This is a genomic window from Thalassococcus sp. (assembly GCF_982780845.1).
Genome location: NZ_CEYADA010000006.1, coordinates 12,718 through 29,536 on the forward strand (window position 1 = coordinate 12,718; position 16,819 = coordinate 29,536).

The following is a 16,819-nucleotide window of genomic DNA, read 5'->3' on the forward strand; positions in this document are numbered from 1 at the left end:
GCCGTCCGAGCTGGAAAGCGCTCAGGGCGGCGTCTGTCCGAGAGAGAGACCCGAAATGGCATCTGCTGTTGAACAAATGGCCGCGAACACGAGCTGGGCGGCCCTTGGCAAAGCCACAGACCTTCGCAACCGTATTCTTTTTACCCTTGGCCTGTTGATCGTTTACCGTCTGGGCACGTTTATTCCCGTTCCAGGTATTGATGGCGCCGCGCTGCGCGAATTCGTCGATCAGGCGGGGCAGGGTATCGCTGGCATGGTCAGCATGTTTACCGGCGGCGCTCTGGGCCGTATGGGCATCTTCGCCCTCGGCATCATGCCGTACATTTCGGCCTCGATTATCGTTCAGCTTCTGACAGCGATGGTTCCTGCACTGGAACAGCTGAAGAAAGAGGGCGAACAGGGTCGTAAAAAAATCAACCAATACACCCGACTGGGCACTGTCGTTCTGGCGACGTTCCAAGCCTACGGTCTGGCTGTCAGCATCGAAGCTGGCGATCTGGCCACCGATCCGGGCCTGTATTTCCGTGCGGCCACAGTGATCACGCTGGTTGGTGGTACGATGTTCCTGATGTGGCTGGGTGAGCAGATCACCCAGCGCGGCATCGGTAACGGTATTTCTCTGATCATCTTCGTGGGCATCATCGCCGAAGTTCCTGCAGCTCTGGCACAGTTCTTTGCATCTGGCCGTTCCGGCGCGATCAGCCCTGCTGTGATCATCGGTGTGATCGTGATGGTGATCGCCGTGATCACCTTTGTGGTCTTCATGGAGCGCGCCCTGCGCAAGATCACCATTCAGTATCCCCGTCGTCAGGTGGGCATGCGTATGACCGAGGCGCAGAATTCGCACCTGCCGGTCAAGGTGAACCCCGCTGGTGTTATCCCTGCGATCTTTGCGTCCACGCTGCTGATGTTGCCTGTGACGATCTCGACGTTCTCCGGTTCGGACACCGGTCCTGTGATGTCGACGATTCTTGCGTACTTCGGCCCCGGACAGCCGCTCTATCTGCTGTTCTTCGCTGCGATGATCATCTTCTTTGCGTATTTCTATACCTTCAACGTTTCGTTCAAGCCGGACGAAGTTGCCGAGAACCTGAAAAACCAGAACGGTTTTGTTCCCGGTATCCGCCCAGGCAAGAAGACGTCCGAGTATCTGGAATACGTTGTGAACCGCGTTCTGGTTCTGGGCTCTGGTTACCTTGCTCTGGTCTGCCTGCTGCCGGAAATCATCCGGAATGAATTCGCAATTCCGTTCTATTTTGGTGGTACTTCGGTGCTGATCGTTGTCAGCGTCACCATGGACACCATTCAGCAGGTGCAAAGCCATCTTCTGGCGCACCAATACGAAGGTCTTATTCAGAAATCGCAACTGCGCGGTAAGGGTAAGGCTCGCAAGAAAAGGGGAGGCCCCGCACGCCGATGAATATTATCCTACTTGGACCGCCCGGAGCGGGTAAGGGAACACAAGCTCAACATCTGGTCGAAACCCGCAACATGGTTCAGCTGTCCACAGGTGACATGCTGCGTGAAGCGAAAACCAGCGGCACAGAAATGGGCAAGCGCGTGGCCGAGGTCATGGACAAAGGCGAACTGGTCACAGACGAGATCGTCATCGGCCTGATCCGCGAAAAGCTGGAAACTGTGAAGGCATCCGGCTTTATCTTTGACGGTTTCCCGCGCACCTTGGCTCAGGCCGATGCGTTGGCCCAGTTGTTGGAGGAAACTGGCCAGACGCTTGATAAAGTTGTCGAGCTGCAAGTGGATGACAAAGTACTGGTCGACCGTATCGTCAACCGCGCCAAAGAGGCGGCCGCTGCCGGTCAGCCTGTTCGCGCAGACGACAACGAAGAAAGCCTGAAGATCCGTCTGATGGAATACTACCGCAAGACATCGCCGCTGATCGGCTACTACTATGCCAAAGGTCAGCTGAAAGGTGTTGATGGTCTGGGTACGATCGACGCTGTTCGCGATGATATCGCGAAGGTTCTGGATAACTAACGATCCGAACAGCAGGGGGCTTCTACCCCTGGGCAAAGAATGGGAAACGTCGCGAACACCGCCGCGGCGTTTCAACTTTGAAGAAATATAGGGGCAGTTGACGCTCTGGGTCTTGACGCTTTGGTCAAATCCCCGTACCCGTCGCCATCTCTATGAGAATCGCCTTGCCATAAGTCCGTCCGGATAAATGGCAGATCACCTGATCAGCCGCCGCCCACCGGGCACCCAGCCTTGGGCGGTTTGTTGTGAAAAAAGGTTCTGGAAATACGGAACCGCAACCGAAGAGGAATACCACGTGGCACGTATTGCCGGCGTAAACATCCCGACAAACAAGCGGGTGCCGATCGCACTCACTTATATCACAGGTATCGGCCACACATCGGCTGAAGCCATCTGCGAAGCTGTAGGCATCGAACGCGCACGTCGCGTGAACGAACTGTCCGACGCAGAAGTTCTGGCCATCCGTGAGCACATCGATGCGAACTACACCGTTGAAGGTGACCTGCGTCGTGAAGTTCAGATGAACATCAAGCGCCTGATGGACCTTGGCTGCTACCGTGGCTTGCGTCATCGCCGCAACCTCCCCGTACGCGGTCAGCGTACACACACCAACGCGCGTACGCGCAAAGGTCCGGCGAAAGCAATCGCTGGCAAGAAGAAGTAAGGGAGGTCTCAGCACATGGCACGTGATACCCGTCGTGGGGGCAAGAAAAAGGTCTCCAAGAACATCGCAGCTGGCGTTGCACACGTAAACTCCAGCTTCAACAACACCAAGATCCTGATCTCTGACGTGCAGGGCAACGCCATTTCGTGGTCGTCTGCAGGCACAATGGGCTTCAAAGGTTCGCGTAAATCCACTCCTTACGCTGCTCAGCTGGCAGCCGAGGATGCAGGCCGCAAGGCGCAGGAACACGGCGTGAAAACTCTGGAAGTCGAAGTTCAGGGCCCCGGTTCTGGCCGTGAATCCGCGCTGCGCGCACTGGCTGCTGTTGGCTTCAACATCACGTCGATCCGCGACGTGACACCGATCGCTCACAACGGCTGCCGCCCGCCGAAGCGTCGCCGGGTCTGATCCGGACATTATTTCAAGGGGCCGCGCCTTTTGGCGCGGTCCCATTTCGCTTTTTTTAACCTCGGGCGTCTCCGGCCTTAAGGACATGGGGCCGAGACAGGAATGGAGGTCTACATGATCCATAAGAATTGGGCAGAACTGATCAAGCCGACACAGCTTGACGTGCGTCCGGGCAACGACCCGACCCGCTCAGCAACTCTGATCGCCGAACCGCTGGAACGCGGCTTCGGTCTGACACTGGGCAACGCATTGCGTCGCGTCCTGCTGTCGAGCCTTCAGGGTGCGGCTATCACAAGCGTACAGATCGACAACGTCCTGCACGAGTTTTCCTCGGTTGCTGGTGTTCGTGAAGATGTCACCGACATCGTTCTGAACCTCAAAGGTGTCGCGATCCGCATGGAAGTCGAAGGCCCCAAGCGCCTGTCGATTTCGGCCAAAGGTCCGGGTGTTGTCACAGCTGGTGACATCGCTGAATCCAACGGCATCGAAGTTCTGAACAAAGACCACGTGATCTGCCACCTCGATGACGGCGCAGATTTCTTCGTGGAACTGACAGTTAACACCGGTAAGGGCTATGTCTCTGCGGACAAGAACAAGCCCGAAGATGCGCCCATCGGCATGATTCCGATCGACGCGATCTATTCGCCGGTTAAAAAGGTTGCTTACGACGTGCAGCCGACCCGTGAAGGTCAGGTTCTGGACTATGACAAGCTGACCATGAAAATCGAAACAGACGGTTCGGTGACGCCTGAGGATGCCATCGCATTCGCCGCGCGTATCCTGCAGGACCAGCTGTCGATCTTCGTCAACTTCGACGAACCCGAAGCTGCTGGCCGTCAGGACGAAGACGATGGTCTCGAGTTCAACCCGCTTCTGCTCAAGAAAGTGGACGAACTGGAACTGTCCGTACGTTCGGCGAACTGCCTCAAGAACGACAACATCGTCTACATCGGCGATCTTATACAGAAGACAGAAGCAGAAATGCTGCGTACGCCGAACTTCGGCCGCAAGTCGCTGAACGAGATCAAAGAAGTTCTGTCCGGTATGGGGCTGCACCTTGGCATGGATGTCGAGGACTGGCCGCCAGACAACATCGAAGACCTGTCCAAGAAGATGGAAGACAACTTCTAAGACAGTCCGATCAGTGGGGCAGGGAAACCTGCCCTGCACCCCCGGGCACCCGCCCCAAGGAGAGGGTGAGACACGCATCTTACCCCTGACAAAGCATAAGCATTAGGAGACTAAAACATGCGTCACGCAAAAGGTTACCGCCGCCTGAACCGTACCCACGAGCACCGCAAGGCACTGTGGGCAAACATGGCTGGCTCGCTCATCGAACATGAGCAGATCAAAACAACTCTGCCGAAGGCAAAAGAACTCAAGCGTGTCATCGACAAGCTGATCACACTGGGCAAGCGCGGCGATCTGCACGCGCGCCGTCAGGCAGCGGCTCAGCTGAAGCAGGACATGCACGTTGCGAAACTGTTCGAAGTGCTTGGCCCCCGCTACGCAGAGCGTCAGGGCGGCTACTGCCGCGTTCTGAAAGCTGGCTTCCGCTACGGTGACATGGCGCCCATGGCGATCATCGAACTGGTCGACCGTGACGTCGACGCGAAAGGCGCAGCAGACAAAGCACGCGTCGCAGCAGAAGAAGCAGCGGCAGAAGCCGAAGCATAAGAATTCGGCCCTTACCGGCCAATCTGAAACCCCCGTCGAATTTCGGCGGGGGTTTTTGCTTTCCCCTTGGCCTTTCCCGTATTCGCGTCGATGATCTGGCCAAACGCAACTTGATAAAAGTGATTATTCATGAATGACCCTTCTCCAAAGCCCGCCAAACTCCGGCCCAAGGCGTTGGTGCTAGGGGGCTACGGGATGATCGGCCATGCTTGTTTGCGGTTGCTGGATCAGAACGGTTTCGAGGTTATTGGAGTAGGGCGGTCAGTACGGTCAGCCCGTGCGGTAGACCCTGACGGGGCGTGGATCATTCAGGATATTGCATCGGCCACCGTCAGTGACTGGCGTGCAATGTTGGACGGTGTGGATGTGATTGTGAACGCCTCTGGCGCGCTACAAGACGGCGGCAAGGATGATCTTGAGGCAATCCACGTCACGGCGATCCAGCGACTGGTTGAGGCCGCCTCTGGCCAGTCCTGTCGGATTATCCAGATCTCGGCCGCCGGGGTGTCTGAAACCGCCTCGACCGAGTTCTTTCGCAGCAAGGCGCGGGCCGAAGCGGAATTCGTGGCTAAGGCCCACGACTATGTAATTTTGCGGCCCACTCTGGTTCTGGCGCAAGAGGCGTATGGTGGCACAGCCCTGCTGCGGGCGGCGGTCGCGATCCCGCTGATCCGCCCTAAGGTCTTTGCAGAGAGCCTGATCCAAACCGTGTATGTTCAGGATGTGGCAGATGCGGTGCTAAACGTAGCAAAGGGCGAAATTCCGTCAGGCACAATTGCGGATCTGACCGAAAGCCATCCTCAAAGTTTTCCTGATCTGTTGACGGCCACTCGCCGCTGGCTGGGGTTTAAGCCACCAGTATTGACAATAGCGGTGCCGGAATTCGTGTTGTCGGCGATCGGCAAGGTTGCAGATGGGTTGGCCTATCTTGGTTGGAGGTCCCCTTTGAGGACAACGGCATTTCGCACGCTAAAGGATGGTGTGCAGGGCGACGCCGATACATGGATCCGCGCGGGGGGCACGCCTATGCGACCATTGGCAGAAACGTTCCGCGCCATCCCTGCGACGCGACAGGAACGACTATTTGCTCGCGCCTATCTGGCGCTGCCCTTGGCGATTGCCATACTGTCTTTGTTTTGGTGTGTGTCGGGGATCATCGCGCTGGCAAATCCTCAGGCCGCGATGCAGGTCATGTTCGATCGAGATGCTCCAAACTGGATTGTCGCGCCCATGGTTTATGGGGGCGCAGTCGCGGATATCGGGTTAGGACTCGCCATTTTGTGGCGACGATGGGTCAAATCGGCGGCTTTGGGTATGATCCTTTTAGCCGGCGGTTACATTGCGGGCAGCGTCCTGTTCGCACCAGACCTTTGGACCGATCCGCTCGGACCAATGGTAAAGGTCATCCCGAGTATCGCGTTGGCCGCATTGGTTTGGTTAATGGTCGAAGAAAGATGACATACGAGATCCTGCTTTTCCTGCATGTTATTGGCGCAACAGTTCTTTTGGGCACCGGAGCCGGCATCGCGTTTTTTATGCTGATGTCACATCTGTCGGGCGATCCAAGGTTAATTGCACATGTCGCAAGCATTGTGATTTTGGCAGATACGGTGTTCACAGCCTCGGCCGCCATTTTCCAACCTATCACCGGCTTCTTTTTAGCGCGCGAGGTCGGCTGGCCCATATTCAACGGTTGGGTGGGGCTTTCGTTGGCGCTGTATGTTGTTGTCGGGGCGTTTTGGTTGCCAGTCGTCTGGATGCAAATCCGGATGCGCGACTTGGCGGCTGAGTCTCGGGATACAGGCACGGAATTGCCGGATGCCTATCACCGTCTGTTCCGCTGTTGGTTTGCTTTCGGCTTCCCGGCTTTCGGCGCAGTTCTGACAATTGTTTGGTTGATGCTGACAAAGCCGGTGTTCTGAAATTCTAATTTGGTACCTTTTGGTTTTAAAAAGGTTAGCTCCACTTCGAAATTACGCGTTTGACGGATTGAGATTGGTTCTCAGCTTGATATTGAAGCATTAACTTTGTTTCTAAGGATGTCTCATGCGCTTGCCCAAACCAGTTTCTGTATTCGACCTTCAAGGCATGGCTTTCGGCATTGGTATGGCGAGCCTTGGCGTGGTGTTCCTGAAGGCGGCTGGGTTGGTGACGGGGCAGACCGCCGGGATTGCTTTGTTGTTGTCTTACGTTTTGCCCTACGGCTTTGGTCCGATCTTCTTCACACTCGGTATCCCGTTTCTTGTGCTGGCGTGGTTGAAGCGCAGTCGCACGTTTGCCATCCGTACGGTCGTGGCCGTGGCCGGCATTTCGCTTTTGTCGCAGTATCTGGCGACGATCCTGAAATTCGAAGACCTCAGTCTTGCCGTTGCGGCGATTGCCGGCGGTGCCTGTAGTGGTGTCGGATTGGTCGCGATCTTCCGCCATAACGCGTCGGCCGGTGGGATGACGATTGTGGGCATCATGATCGAACAGAAGACCGGTTTCAAAGCGGGCTGGTTCCAGTTGGCTGTCGACGCGCTGGTCTTTCTGGCAGCGGCTTTTGTTCTGTCGCCTGCGCAGCTTGGCTATTCGTTCCTCGGAGCATTGATCACCAATATGGCCATTGTCTGGAATTTCGACGTTGAACAAAGCGGGACAGGGCGTCCGGGGTATGGGCGGTCTTCCAGGAAAGATGCGTAGATTGGAATAGCGAGCTTTCGCAATGTCACGCCCAAGGTCATTTCTTTGTCGGTTGTTTCCCAGACCTTCCACTAATTACGGGCCTGTTGTTTCGGCGTGGGGAATGTACGTTGCACGGACAAAGCGGCCGTTTGCCCGAAGTACTTGAGCGGCTGATTGTTCTTGAACCGAAAGAAGATATTGTATCGAGTTGCAACAGTAGGAGCTGCTAGTGAACAATTTACAGAAGATCATTTCAGACAATGTGGAGGAGCATGGGTGGCATGCCCAATTCGTTGGTGGTGACGAAATTTGGCCCGCATTCACCTATTCGATTGGCTGGGGGATCACGAGAGACTGGCCCGAGGTGATTATTGTAGGACAGAGGCTTGAAGTTGCACATGGCATGTTGGCAAAGATTTGGGCAACCAATGAAAAACCGACCAATAATCAAATGCGAACGGACGTCTTACCTGAATTTCGCTGCAAAATGCTTACGGTCGATTTTACATGGTACGAGTTCTTATTTGGTGCTGCCATTGATTTTTATATGGACAGAAATCTGCCCCCATTTGAAGCTTATCAATTAGTCTGGCCGACCACATCTGATGTTCTTCCTTGGGAGGAAAACGCACCTGATGGCTTTTCAAATGCCCAACCGTTGGTGAATTCGAAAATGCTTCAGGAACCTGATAGCTGACATTCGCGCATTTGCAGCGTCTGCGAGCCTGGGCTCTTTCCGGACATTCCGTGGACCGAATGCCAGTGACGGGATTCATGTCCGCTCTGCGATGGCAACCCTTTGGTGCTTAATTGGTAAAACTAAGTGTACCGCGCTCGTAAGGCAGAAAATCGAGCCAAAGCGCATTTTACTGTCGACAGTCAAAATCTTTGTCGCTAGCCTTTGCCCCATGACACAGACCTACGCAGCATTTTGGTATTTTTATGCACCGAGCCATAAGGCGGCGGCAGGGGTTTGTGCGTTCTGACAAAACGTTAAAACAAGATACCACACCGAACCGCCCTCACCGGCGGTTTTTTTTGTGTCCGTCGGGGGCCTAAAAAGGATCACCACCATGACCACCCAAGACCTACGGATCACAAAGATGCAGCAACTTATTTCCCCCGAGGAACTGGCCCGACGACATCCCGTCTCGGACGCCGCCGCGCAAACAGTGCGGGCAGGGCGCGAGGCCATTCAGAGCATTCTTATGGGCGAAGATGATCGCCTGATTTCAATTGTCGGCCCCTGTTCGATCCACGATCCCGTTGCGGCCATCGAATACGCGCGTCTGTTGTTGGAGCTGCGCGAAGAAACCAAAGGCGAGCTTGAGGTGGTCATGCGCGTCTATTTCGAAAAGCCGCGCACCATTGCGGGCTGGAAGGGCATGATCAACGATCCGGGTCTGGATGGCAGCTTCCGCATCAACGAAGGTCTTGAAACCGCGCGGACGCTTCTGCTGCAGATCAACGAAATGGGTCTGCCGGTGGCGACCGAGTTTCTGGATACGACAGTGCCGCAGTACATTGCAGATCTTGTGTCTTGGGCGGCAATCGGGGCGAGGACGACGGAAAGCCAGATCCACCGCGAAATGGCGTCGGGTCTGTCCTGTCCTGTTGGGTTCAAAAACGGCACGCGCGGCAACGCCCAGATCGCCATTGACGCGGTGCGTTCGGCGGCGGGCCAGCACCATTTCATGGGCACCACTGCCAGCGGTCAGGCGGCGATTGTGTCGACCAGCGGCAATGAAGACTGTCATGTGATCTTGCGCGGCGGTGGCGGTGCGACCAACTTTGATGCGGCTTCCGTCGACGCGGTGTGCATTGCCTGCGAACGTGACGGTGTGCGGCCTCAGGTGATGATCGACGCAAGCCATGCCAACAGTGGAAAAGACCCCGCGCGTCAGCCTGCGGTGCTTCACGAAATCGGGACGCAGATTGCCGATGGGGATCATCGCATCACCGGCGTCATGGTCGAAAGCCATCTGGTCGGCGGCGCGCAAAAGCTGGGCAAAACGCCTTTGGTCTATGGTCAGTCGATCACGGACGGATGCCTTGGTTGGGCCGAAACCGAAGCGGCCATGCGCAAGCTGGCGCACACAGTCGCGCTGCGCCGTGATGCGGGCCTAAGCCTCGCGAGTTAATCAGTTCCCTCCCAAGGGGCCGTTTGTGGCCAGAGATGGTTGCAAATGGCCCCCGTGGCCCGCATATCCTGTGACAACGTTTCAGGAGGGCCCATGATCCGCATTCTTTTGGCTCTGGTATTGATGTTGCCGGTCGCTGTTCAGGCTGACACGCGCATTCCCGCATCCAAGTCCGAAATCTCTCTGTCATTTGCGCCATTGGTGAAACAGGCGGCCCCTGCTGTCGTGAACATCTATGCCTCGCGCGTGGTGGAACAGCGGTCGCCTTTTGCGGATGATCCGTTCTTTGGCAATTTCTTTCGTGATTTCGCGGCACCGCGCCCGCGGGTGCAGAACTCGCTTGGGTCCGGCGTGATCCTGTCACCGGACGGAATCATGGTGTCGAACTACCACGTTGTGGGGCAGGCGACAGATATTCGCGTGGTGCTGAACACGCGCGAGGAATACGCCGCCCGTGTTTTGCTTGCGGATGAGGAATCCGACATCGCGATCCTGAAGCTGGACGGGGCGCGAGATATGCCGTTCCTGCGGTTCCGTGACAGTGACACGGTCGAGGTGGGTGAACTGGTGCTGGCCATCGGCAACCCCTTTGGTGTCGGCCAAACGGTCAGCAGCGGCATCGTGTCGGGACTTGCGCGATCAGGCACGGCCACGGGCAACGCGCGGGGGTATTTCATCCAGACTGACGCGCCTATTAATCCGGGCAACTCTGGCGGTGCGCTGATTGATATCAAGGGCGATCTGATCGGCGTGAACACTTCGATCCTGACGCGGTCGGGCGGATCAAACGGCATCGGGTTTGCCATCCCGTCAGCCTTGGTTGAACAGTTCGTCAAACAGGCGACATCAGGCGAACAGCGTTTCCAGCGTCCTTGGGCCGGTCTGACAGGGCAATCGGTGGATGCGGATATTTCCGAAAGTCTGGGCCGTGCCGCGCCGCAGGGTATTCTCATTTCCGCCATCCATCCCGCCAGCCCGTTTCTAGAGGCGGGGCTGCGTGTGGGAGACGTGATTTTGCAGGTTGATCGCCAGCCGGTGAACACACCGGCCGAGATGATCTACCGGATGAGCGTGAAGGGCATTGGCGAAACCGCGCGCGTTCAGATCGCGCGGCAGGGCAAAACCAAAACGGTGAAGGTCAAGCTGATCGCGCCGCCGGATAGCCCTGCGCGGAATACGAAAACCCTTGGTGGGAACGACGTGCTGCCGGGCCTGACGGTTGCGCGGATCAATCCCGCTGTGATCGAAGAACTGGGGCTTCCGGTAAACAGCGAAGGTATCGTTGTGCTTGATCCCGGTCGCTGGGGCGCGCGTGCGGGGCTTAGGGCGGGCGACATCATTACCGAAATCAATGGTCGCGTGATTGAACGACCTGCTCAGGTGGCCAAGGCTTTGGCGCAGGCCGCGCCGCGTATCGCGATCACCGCCATTCGCGGTTCCCAACGTATCCAGCTTAGGTTCCGCGCGTGATTCATGGCTGATCTGTTCGATAGCCCCTCCCAATCCGGTGACATGCCCGAAGGCGCTGCGCATCGCCCGCTGGCGGATGTCTTGCGCCCTGCGAGCCTGTCCGAAGTTATCGGTCAGCAGCAGGTGCTTGGCCCCGAAGGATCGCTGCGCGTCATGCTGGATGCGGGCGCATTGGGCTCGATCATATTCTGGGGGCCGCCGGGCGTCGGGAAAACCACTATCGCGCGGTTGTTGGCACAGGAAACCGATCTGCATTTCGTCCAGATCAGTGCGATCTTCACCGGTGTTCCCGACCTGCGCAAAGTGTTCGAGGCAGCGAAGCAGCGGCGCAAGATCGGGCAGGGGACGTTGCTGTTCGTGGACGAAATCCACCGCTTCAACAAAGCGCAACAGGACAGCTTTCTGCCCCATATGGAAGACGGAACCATCCTGTTGGTGGGCGCGACCACGGAAAACCCGTCGTTCGAACTGAACGCGGCGGTACTAAGCCGGTCGCAGGTGATGGTGCTGGAACGCCTGTCGCCGGACGAACTGGAACTGATGGCCCAACGGGCCGAGGCTGTGTTGGAGCGCGAATTGCCCCTGACCCCGTCGGCGCGGGCGGCTTTGATTGAAATGGCCGATGGCGATGGCCGCGCATTCCTGAACCTTGTGGAACAGGCGATGGCATGGCGCGTCGCCAAACCGCTTGAGATCGAAGACCTGCGTGCACGTTTGATGCGGCGGGCGGCGAATTACGACAAATCCGGCGACGGGCATTACAACCTGATTTCGGCCCTGCACAAATCGGTGCGCGGGTCTGATCCCGATGCAGCGCTTTATTGGTTTTCGCGGATGCTGGAAGGCGGCGAAGACCCGCGTTTTCTGGCGCGTCGCCTGACGCGTATGGCGGTGGAAGATATCGGGCTGGCCGATCCGCAGGCGCAGGCGTTTTGTCTGCAAAGCTGGCAGACCTACGAACGCCTTGGTAGCCCCGAAGGCGAGTTGGCCCTGTCACAGGCGGTGATCTATCTGGCCTTGGCCCCGAAATCGAATGCGAACTACGTGGCCTATAAAGCGGCGCGTCGTCTGGCGGCCTCGTCAGGGTCCGCCCCGCCGCCCAAGCATATCCTGAATGCCCCCACATCTTTGATGAAGGATCAGGGCTATGGCGACGGGTACGCCTATGACCACGATCAGGAAGATGCGTTTTCGGGCCAGAACTATTTCCCTGACGGGATGAAGAGGCCCGAGTTCTACGCGCCGGTCGAACGCGGGTTCGAACGCGATCTGAAAAAGCGGGTCGAGTACTTTGCCAAACTGCGAAGAGAGCGTCAGCGCTGAACGCGGTTGCCGTTCACCCAGACGGCCCGCACAGCGCGGTCATCGCCCATCATGATTGTGGCAAAGACCTCTTCCCACGCATCGCTCGCGCGGTTGGCACGTTGTGCGATGGCGTCGGTCGAGGACAGGTCCAGGATACAAAGATCGGCCTCGTAGCCTTTGGCGACACGCCCGATCTTGTCCTCCAGCTTCAGCGCCCGTGCCGACCCTGCGGTGGCGAGCCACATCAGCTCTGCGGGATGCAGCGGGCGACCACGCAGTTGTCCGATCTCATAGGCTGCGGCCATGGTGCGCAGCATGGAGAACGACGATCCACCACCTGTGTCCGTGGCCAAACCAACGCGCACACGTGATGTCAGGCCGTCCATGTCGAACAGCCCCGAACCGATGAAGGTGTTTGATGTCGGGCAATGGATCAGGGCGGCGTTGACCTCGGACAGCCTGTCGATCTCGCGCGGTTCCAGATGGATCGCATGGCCATAAAGCCCGTTTTCCCCCAACAGGCCTGTCTGTTCGTAGGTGTCGAGATAATCCCGCGCCTCGGGGAACAGGGATTTGACCCACGCGATTTCGTCGGTCTGTTCCGACAGATGCGTTTGCATCAGACAATCGGGCCGCTCGGCCCACAGCCCGCCAAGCGCATGAAGTTGTTCCGGCGTTGATGTGGGAGAAAAGCGGGGTGTGATGACGTAGGCAAGACGATCCACACCATGCCAGCGATCCAACAGCGCCTTGCTGTCATCATAGGCTGTCTGCGGTGTGTCCCGCAGCCCTTCGGGCGCGTTGCGGTCCATACAGGTTTTACCGGTTAAGGCACGCAGGCCGCGTGTTTGTGCCTCGGTGAAAAAGGCATCCACACTGGTCGGGTGCACGGTGCCAAATGAACAAACAGTTGTGGTGCCATTGGCCAACGTCAGATCGAAATAGCGCGCAGCGATCATCGCGGCGTAGTCCGGATCGCCAAAGCGCATTTCTTCGGGGAAGGTGTAGCTGTTCAACCAGTCGATCAGCCGTTTGCCCCAACTGGCAATGATGGCGGTTTGCGGAAAATGCACGTGCGCATCGACGAAACCGGGGCAGATCAGGTCATTGCCGTAGTCTGTGATATCGTCGTTTGGGTGAGCCGCGCGCAGGGCGGCGGCACCGCCTGTTTCCGCGATCAGACCGTTGACAATACGCACTGCGCCATCGGTGCGGATCGTGACCGCATCAAGACCGTCCTGAAACGGATCGCCCGAAATTTCCAAGATACGGCCCAAAAGCAAAGCCATGCCCGCCACCCTTTCTGCGCACCAGCAAAATTTTCGCCGACACCTGTTTCTTTCCAGAGACCTGCCATATGGTCCCCGCGCGTAGATACGCAATCTAAACGTTACGGAAGCGCGCGAAAGGGGCTGTATGACCGAAGATCAGGTAGAAACCGCTGCTGAAACCGTTTCCGAGGAAGACGACAACTACGTTCTTTCCCCGAAAACCGTCGCCGCGATTCTCTATGCGGTGGATGTGCAGGATCGGGAACGGCTGATCGAGCTGATGGAGCCGCTGCATGCGGCGGACATCGCCGACATGCTGGAACAGATCAACGCGTTCGACCGACTGCGCCTGATCAAGCTATATGATCGCGAATTCGACGGCGAAATCCTTTCGGAACTGGATGAAAGCATCCGGGAAGAAGTGATCAGCATCCTGAACCCCGAAGTTCTTGCCGACGCGGTGCGGGAACTGGATTCGGATGACGTTGTCGACCTTCTGGAAGACCTTGAAGAAGGCGACCGCGAAGCCATTCTTGATGTGCTCGAAGACAGCGACAGGATCGCGGTTCAACAGTCGCTGACGTACCCAGAATATTCTGCCGGTCGTCTGATGCAGCGCGAAGTCGTCATGGCGCCCGAGCATTGGAATGTGGGCGAGGCGATTGATTACCTGCGCGATCAGGATGATCTGCCGGACCAGTTCTATCACATTATCATGGTAGACCCGCGCCTGCGCCCTGTGGGCAAGATCGCCCTAGGCAAGCTGATGGCGTCACGGCGCGAGGTTTTGCTAGACTCGATCAAGGACGACAGTTTCCACGTCATTCCGGTGACACGGGACGAAGGCGACGTGGCCTATGCGTTCAACCAGTACCACCTGATCTCGGCCCCCGTTGTGGATGAAACCGAACGTCTTGTCGGTGTGATTACCATCGACGACGCGATGGCGGTTCTGGATGAAGAACACGAAGAAGATATTCTGCGCCTTGCGGGTGTTGGCGAAGAAAGCTCTTTGTCCGACACAATTATCGAGACGACCAAAAAACGTATCCCGTGGCTGGTGGTGAACCTTGGCACGGCGGCTTTGGCTGCGACCGTGATTGCACAGTTCGAAGATACGATTGCGGCTTTGGTCGCGTTGGCCGTTCTAATGCCGATCGTGGCGTCCATGGGTGGCAACGCCGGTACGCAGTCTTTGACCGTTGCGGTGCGTGCACTTGCGACGCGCGACTTGACCGGATCGAACGCGTTTCGGGTTATCCGGCGCGAAATGTTCGTGGGCCTGTTGAACGGGCTGATACTGGCTGTGCCATTGGCCATGGTGACAGCGCTCTTGTTCGGTTCGCCCTTGTTGGGCTTCGTGATTGGTGTGGCGCTGATCATCAACCTGTTTGTGGCGGCCTTGTCTGGTGTGGGCATACCCATTTTGCTTGAGAAGCTGGGCGTTGACCCTGCCTTGGCATCGGGTGTGTTCGTGACAACTGTAACCGACGTGATCGGCTTCTTTGCCTTCCTCGGTCTTGCAACGGTGATCCTGCTATGACGACTGATCCAAAGGCCGTCGCGCGAAAGGCCGGTTTTGCCCGGCGTAAGGCTGCGTTTGATGCCCAAGGTCCCGGTGCGGCCGGTAAGCTGTCCGAGTTTCTGGCAGGCTATCGCGGTGTGCCGATCGCCGGCTATATGCCCATCCGGACCGAGATCGACCCGCTTCCCGCCATGGCCGAAGCCAGCGCACATGGCCCTGTGGGTGTGCCTGTCATCAAGGCGGCTGATACGCCGTTGGACTTTGCCCAATGGGATCCCGATTGCGCCATGGAGACAGGGGCGTTCGGGGCCTATGTGCCGGTAGAAAAGGTCTGGATCAGACCAGAGATCGTGATTGTCCCGCTGGTGGCCTTCAGCCGTGAAGGCGGACGTATGGGCTATGGTGGTGGGTTCTATGACCGGACGCTAGAGCTTCTTCGCGCAAACGGGCCGGTTCTGGCGGTTGGCTTTGCCTTCAACGCGCAAGAAGATCCCGATCTGCCGCTTGAGCCGACGGATCAGCCGCTGGATCTGATCATCACCGAAAGCGATGTTCTTTCCTGCAAATCATAGCCACGAAAAAGGGGGCCGCGGCCCCCTGAATTCTGTTTGCAGTGATCAGAGCGATCAGCCCATCGACAGGCTTGCTGCGCTTTCGGGCAGTTCCTGATCAAAGCAGCGCTGGTAAAATTCGGCGACTGTCTGACGCTCAAGCTCGTCACATTTGTTCAGGAACGATAGGCGGAACGCATAGCCGATATCGTTGAAGATCGTCGCGTTCTGGGCCCATGCAATCACGGTACGGGGCGACATAACGGTCGACAGATCACCGTTCATGAAGGCAGTCCGTGTCAGTTCCGCAACCGTCACCATCTGGCGCACAGTCTTGCGGCCCTTGTCGGTGTCATAGCTGGGATTCTTGGCGACGATGATGTCAACTTCGGCATCCAGCGGCAGATAGTTCAGCGTGGCAACCAGCGACCAACGGTCCATCTGACCTTGGTTGATCTGCTGTGTGCCATGGTAGAGGCCGGTTGTGTCACCCAGACCAACAGTGTTCGCCGTCGCGAAGATACGGAAGAACGGGTGGGGGGTGATCACCTGGTTCTGGTCCAGAAGCGTCAGCTTACCGTCAACTTCCAGAACACGCTGGATCACGAACATAACGTCGGCGCGGCCTGCGTCGTATTCGTCGAACACGATCGCAGTTGGGTTGCGCAGCGCCCACGGCAGAATGCCTTCCTGAAACTCGGTTGTTTGCTTGCCGTCAACCAGACGGATCGCATCCTTACCGATCAGGTCGATACGGCTGATGTGGCTATCAAGGTTCACACGTACACAGGGCCAGTTCAGACGCGCTGCAACCTGTTCGATGTGCGTGGACTTACCAGTTCCGTGATAACCCTGGATCATCACGCGGCGGTTGTAGGCAAAGCCCGCCAGAATGGCCAATGTGGTGTCGTGGTCGAAACGATAGGTCGAATCCAGATCCGGAACACGGTCTGTGCGCTCGGGGAAACCATGGACAACCATGTCAGAGTCGATGCCGAACACATCGCGGACCGAGATCTGCTCTGTCGGTTTAGCGTTGATGTCGATCGAACCGTCCGCCATAGTCATAGTGTCCTTCGTTTGAAATGGGCTTTTGTTGGTCATGTGGTGCAACATATCTCGCGCGGGGGCAAGGGCCACAACGCCCG

17 protein-coding genes are annotated in these 16,819 nt (G+C 57.3%); 15 read left to right on the forward strand and 2 right to left on the reverse strand.

Translation table 11 applies throughout. The annotated features are described in order from the left end of the window. The first annotated feature begins 55 nt into the window (after positions 1-55). From secY to AC4FIA_RS08245, 13 genes are all read left to right on the forward strand, one after another. The gene (gene secY / locus AC4FIA_RS08185; protein ID WP_490365434.1) at positions 56-1,420 is read left to right on the forward strand and encodes a preprotein translocase subunit SecY; all 1,365 of its coding nucleotides are present in this window, start codon (positions 56-58) and stop codon (positions 1,418-1,420) included. Next, positions 1,417-1,995: an adenylate kinase gene (locus tag AC4FIA_RS08190; protein ID WP_490365435.1), complete on the forward strand. Its 579-nt coding sequence runs from the start codon at positions 1,417-1,419 to the stop codon at positions 1,993-1,995. The genes secY and AC4FIA_RS08190 overlap by 4 nt, the downstream gene beginning before the upstream one ends. Positions 1,996-2,290: 295 nt before the next feature. Beyond that, the gene (rpsM, locus tag AC4FIA_RS08195) at positions 2,291-2,659 is read left to right on the forward strand and encodes a 30S ribosomal protein S13 (protein ID WP_490365436.1); all 369 of its coding nucleotides are present in this window, start codon (positions 2,291-2,293) and stop codon (positions 2,657-2,659) included. A 15-nt stretch (positions 2,660-2,674) separates the two neighbouring features. Then, positions 2,675-3,067: a 30S ribosomal protein S11 gene (gene rpsK, locus AC4FIA_RS08200; protein ID WP_072780049.1), complete on the forward strand. Its 393-nt coding sequence runs from the start codon at positions 2,675-2,677 to the stop codon at positions 3,065-3,067. A 114-nt stretch (positions 3,068-3,181) separates the two neighbouring features. Continuing rightward, positions 3,182-4,198, forward strand: coding sequence for a DNA-directed RNA polymerase subunit alpha (locus AC4FIA_RS08205; RefSeq protein WP_103910357.1), 1,017 nt, complete (start codon positions 3,182-3,184; stop codon positions 4,196-4,198). Positions 4,199-4,315: 117 nt separating this feature from the next. Further along, positions 4,316-4,744, forward strand: a complete 429-nt coding sequence (gene rplQ, locus AC4FIA_RS08210; protein WP_287476055.1) for a 50S ribosomal protein L17 — start codon at positions 4,316-4,318, stop codon at positions 4,742-4,744. Positions 4,745-4,873: 129 nt separating this feature from the next. Further along, positions 4,874-6,202: an SDR family oxidoreductase gene (locus AC4FIA_RS08215; protein WP_490365437.1), complete on the forward strand. Its 1,329-nt coding sequence runs from the start codon at positions 4,874-4,876 to the stop codon at positions 6,200-6,202. Next, entirely contained in the window at positions 6,199-6,666 is a 468-nt protein-coding gene (locus tag AC4FIA_RS08220; RefSeq protein ID WP_490365438.1) for a DUF2269 family protein, read from the forward strand. Before AC4FIA_RS08215 ends, AC4FIA_RS08220 begins: the two co-directional genes overlap by 4 nt. 124 nt (positions 6,667-6,790) lie before the next feature. Next, entirely contained in the window at positions 6,791-7,426 is a 636-nt protein-coding gene (locus AC4FIA_RS08225; protein ID WP_490365439.1) for a YitT family protein, read from the forward strand. Positions 7,427-7,637: 211 nt separating this feature from the next. Continuing rightward, on the forward strand, positions 7,638-8,105 hold the full coding sequence (locus tag AC4FIA_RS08230) for a DUF4262 domain-containing protein (protein ID WP_490365440.1): 468 nt from the start codon (positions 7,638-7,640) through the stop codon (positions 8,103-8,105). A 376-nt stretch (positions 8,106-8,481) separates the two neighbouring features. Continuing rightward, on the forward strand, positions 8,482-9,549 hold the full coding sequence (locus AC4FIA_RS08235) for a 3-deoxy-7-phosphoheptulonate synthase (protein ID WP_490365441.1): 1,068 nt from the start codon (positions 8,482-8,484) through the stop codon (positions 9,547-9,549). Between the two features lie 93 nt (positions 9,550-9,642). Beyond that, entirely contained in the window at positions 9,643-11,019 is a 1,377-nt protein-coding gene (locus AC4FIA_RS08240) for a trypsin-like peptidase domain-containing protein (protein WP_490365442.1), read from the forward strand. A gap of 3 nt (positions 11,020-11,022) precedes the next feature. Beyond that, positions 11,023-12,342: a replication-associated recombination protein A gene (locus AC4FIA_RS08245; protein WP_490365443.1), complete on the forward strand. Its 1,320-nt coding sequence runs from the start codon at positions 11,023-11,025 to the stop codon at positions 12,340-12,342. Here the strand turns inward: AC4FIA_RS08245 and guaD are convergent. After that, positions 12,333-13,613, reverse strand: a complete 1,281-nt coding sequence (guaD, locus tag AC4FIA_RS08250) for a guanine deaminase (RefSeq protein ID WP_490365444.1) — start codon at positions 13,611-13,613, stop codon at positions 12,333-12,335. The genes AC4FIA_RS08245 and guaD overlap by 10 nt on opposite strands. 127 nt (positions 13,614-13,740) lie before the next feature. On the opposite strand from guaD, the gene mgtE reads away from it, so the two are divergent. Both mgtE and AC4FIA_RS08260 read left to right on the forward strand, forming a co-directional pair. Then, positions 13,741-15,138: a magnesium transporter gene (gene mgtE, locus AC4FIA_RS08255; protein WP_103910240.1), complete on the forward strand. Its 1,398-nt coding sequence runs from the start codon at positions 13,741-13,743 to the stop codon at positions 15,136-15,138. Next, positions 15,135-15,692, forward strand: coding sequence for a 5-formyltetrahydrofolate cyclo-ligase (locus AC4FIA_RS08260; RefSeq protein WP_490365445.1), 558 nt, complete (start codon positions 15,135-15,137; stop codon positions 15,690-15,692). The genes mgtE and AC4FIA_RS08260 overlap by 4 nt, the downstream gene beginning before the upstream one ends. Before the next feature lie 54 nt (positions 15,693-15,746). Here AC4FIA_RS08260 and cobS read toward each other — a convergent pair whose 3' ends face one another. Next, positions 15,747-16,733, reverse strand: coding sequence for a cobaltochelatase subunit CobS (cobS, locus tag AC4FIA_RS08265; RefSeq protein WP_103910238.1), 987 nt, complete (start codon positions 16,731-16,733; stop codon positions 15,747-15,749). Positions 16,734-16,819: the final 86 nt, after the last annotated feature.

Coding starts and splice junctions, on each gene's coding strand:
- AC4FIA_RS08220 (WP_490365438.1), top strand. CDS start 6,199: ATGACATACGAGATCCTGCTTTTCCTGCATGTTATTGGCGCAACAGTT.
- AC4FIA_RS08240 (WP_490365442.1), top strand. CDS start 9,643: ATGATCCGCATTCTTTTGGCTCTGGTATTGATGTTGCCGGTCGCTGTT.
- AC4FIA_RS08225 (WP_490365439.1), top strand. CDS start 6,791: ATGCGCTTGCCCAAACCAGTTTCTGTATTCGACCTTCAAGGCATGGCT.
- AC4FIA_RS08190 (WP_490365435.1), top strand. CDS start 1,417: ATGAATATTATCCTACTTGGACCGCCCGGAGCGGGTAAGGGAACACAA.
- AC4FIA_RS08245 (WP_490365443.1), top strand. CDS start 11,023: ATGGCTGATCTGTTCGATAGCCCCTCCCAATCCGGTGACATGCCCGAA.
- mgtE (WP_103910240.1), top strand. CDS start 13,741: ATGACCGAAGATCAGGTAGAAACCGCTGCTGAAACCGTTTCCGAGGAA.
- AC4FIA_RS08205 (WP_103910357.1), top strand. CDS start 3,182: ATGATCCATAAGAATTGGGCAGAACTGATCAAGCCGACACAGCTTGAC.
- AC4FIA_RS08260 (WP_490365445.1), top strand. CDS start 15,135: ATGACGACTGATCCAAAGGCCGTCGCGCGAAAGGCCGGTTTTGCCCGG.
- AC4FIA_RS08235 (WP_490365441.1), top strand. CDS start 8,482: ATGACCACCCAAGACCTACGGATCACAAAGATGCAGCAACTTATTTCC.
- guaD (WP_490365444.1), bottom strand. CDS start 13,613: ATGGCTTTGCTTTTGGGCCGTATCTTGGAAATTTCGGGCGATCCGTTT.
- rpsK (WP_072780049.1), top strand. CDS start 2,675: ATGGCACGTGATACCCGTCGTGGGGGCAAGAAAAAGGTCTCCAAGAAC.
- cobS (WP_103910238.1), bottom strand. CDS start 16,733: ATGGCGGACGGTTCGATCGACATCAACGCTAAACCGACAGAGCAGATC.
- AC4FIA_RS08215 (WP_490365437.1), top strand. CDS start 4,874: ATGAATGACCCTTCTCCAAAGCCCGCCAAACTCCGGCCCAAGGCGTTG.
- rplQ (WP_287476055.1), top strand. CDS start 4,316: ATGCGTCACGCAAAAGGTTACCGCCGCCTGAACCGTACCCACGAGCAC.
- secY (WP_490365434.1), top strand. CDS start 56: ATGGCATCTGCTGTTGAACAAATGGCCGCGAACACGAGCTGGGCGGCC.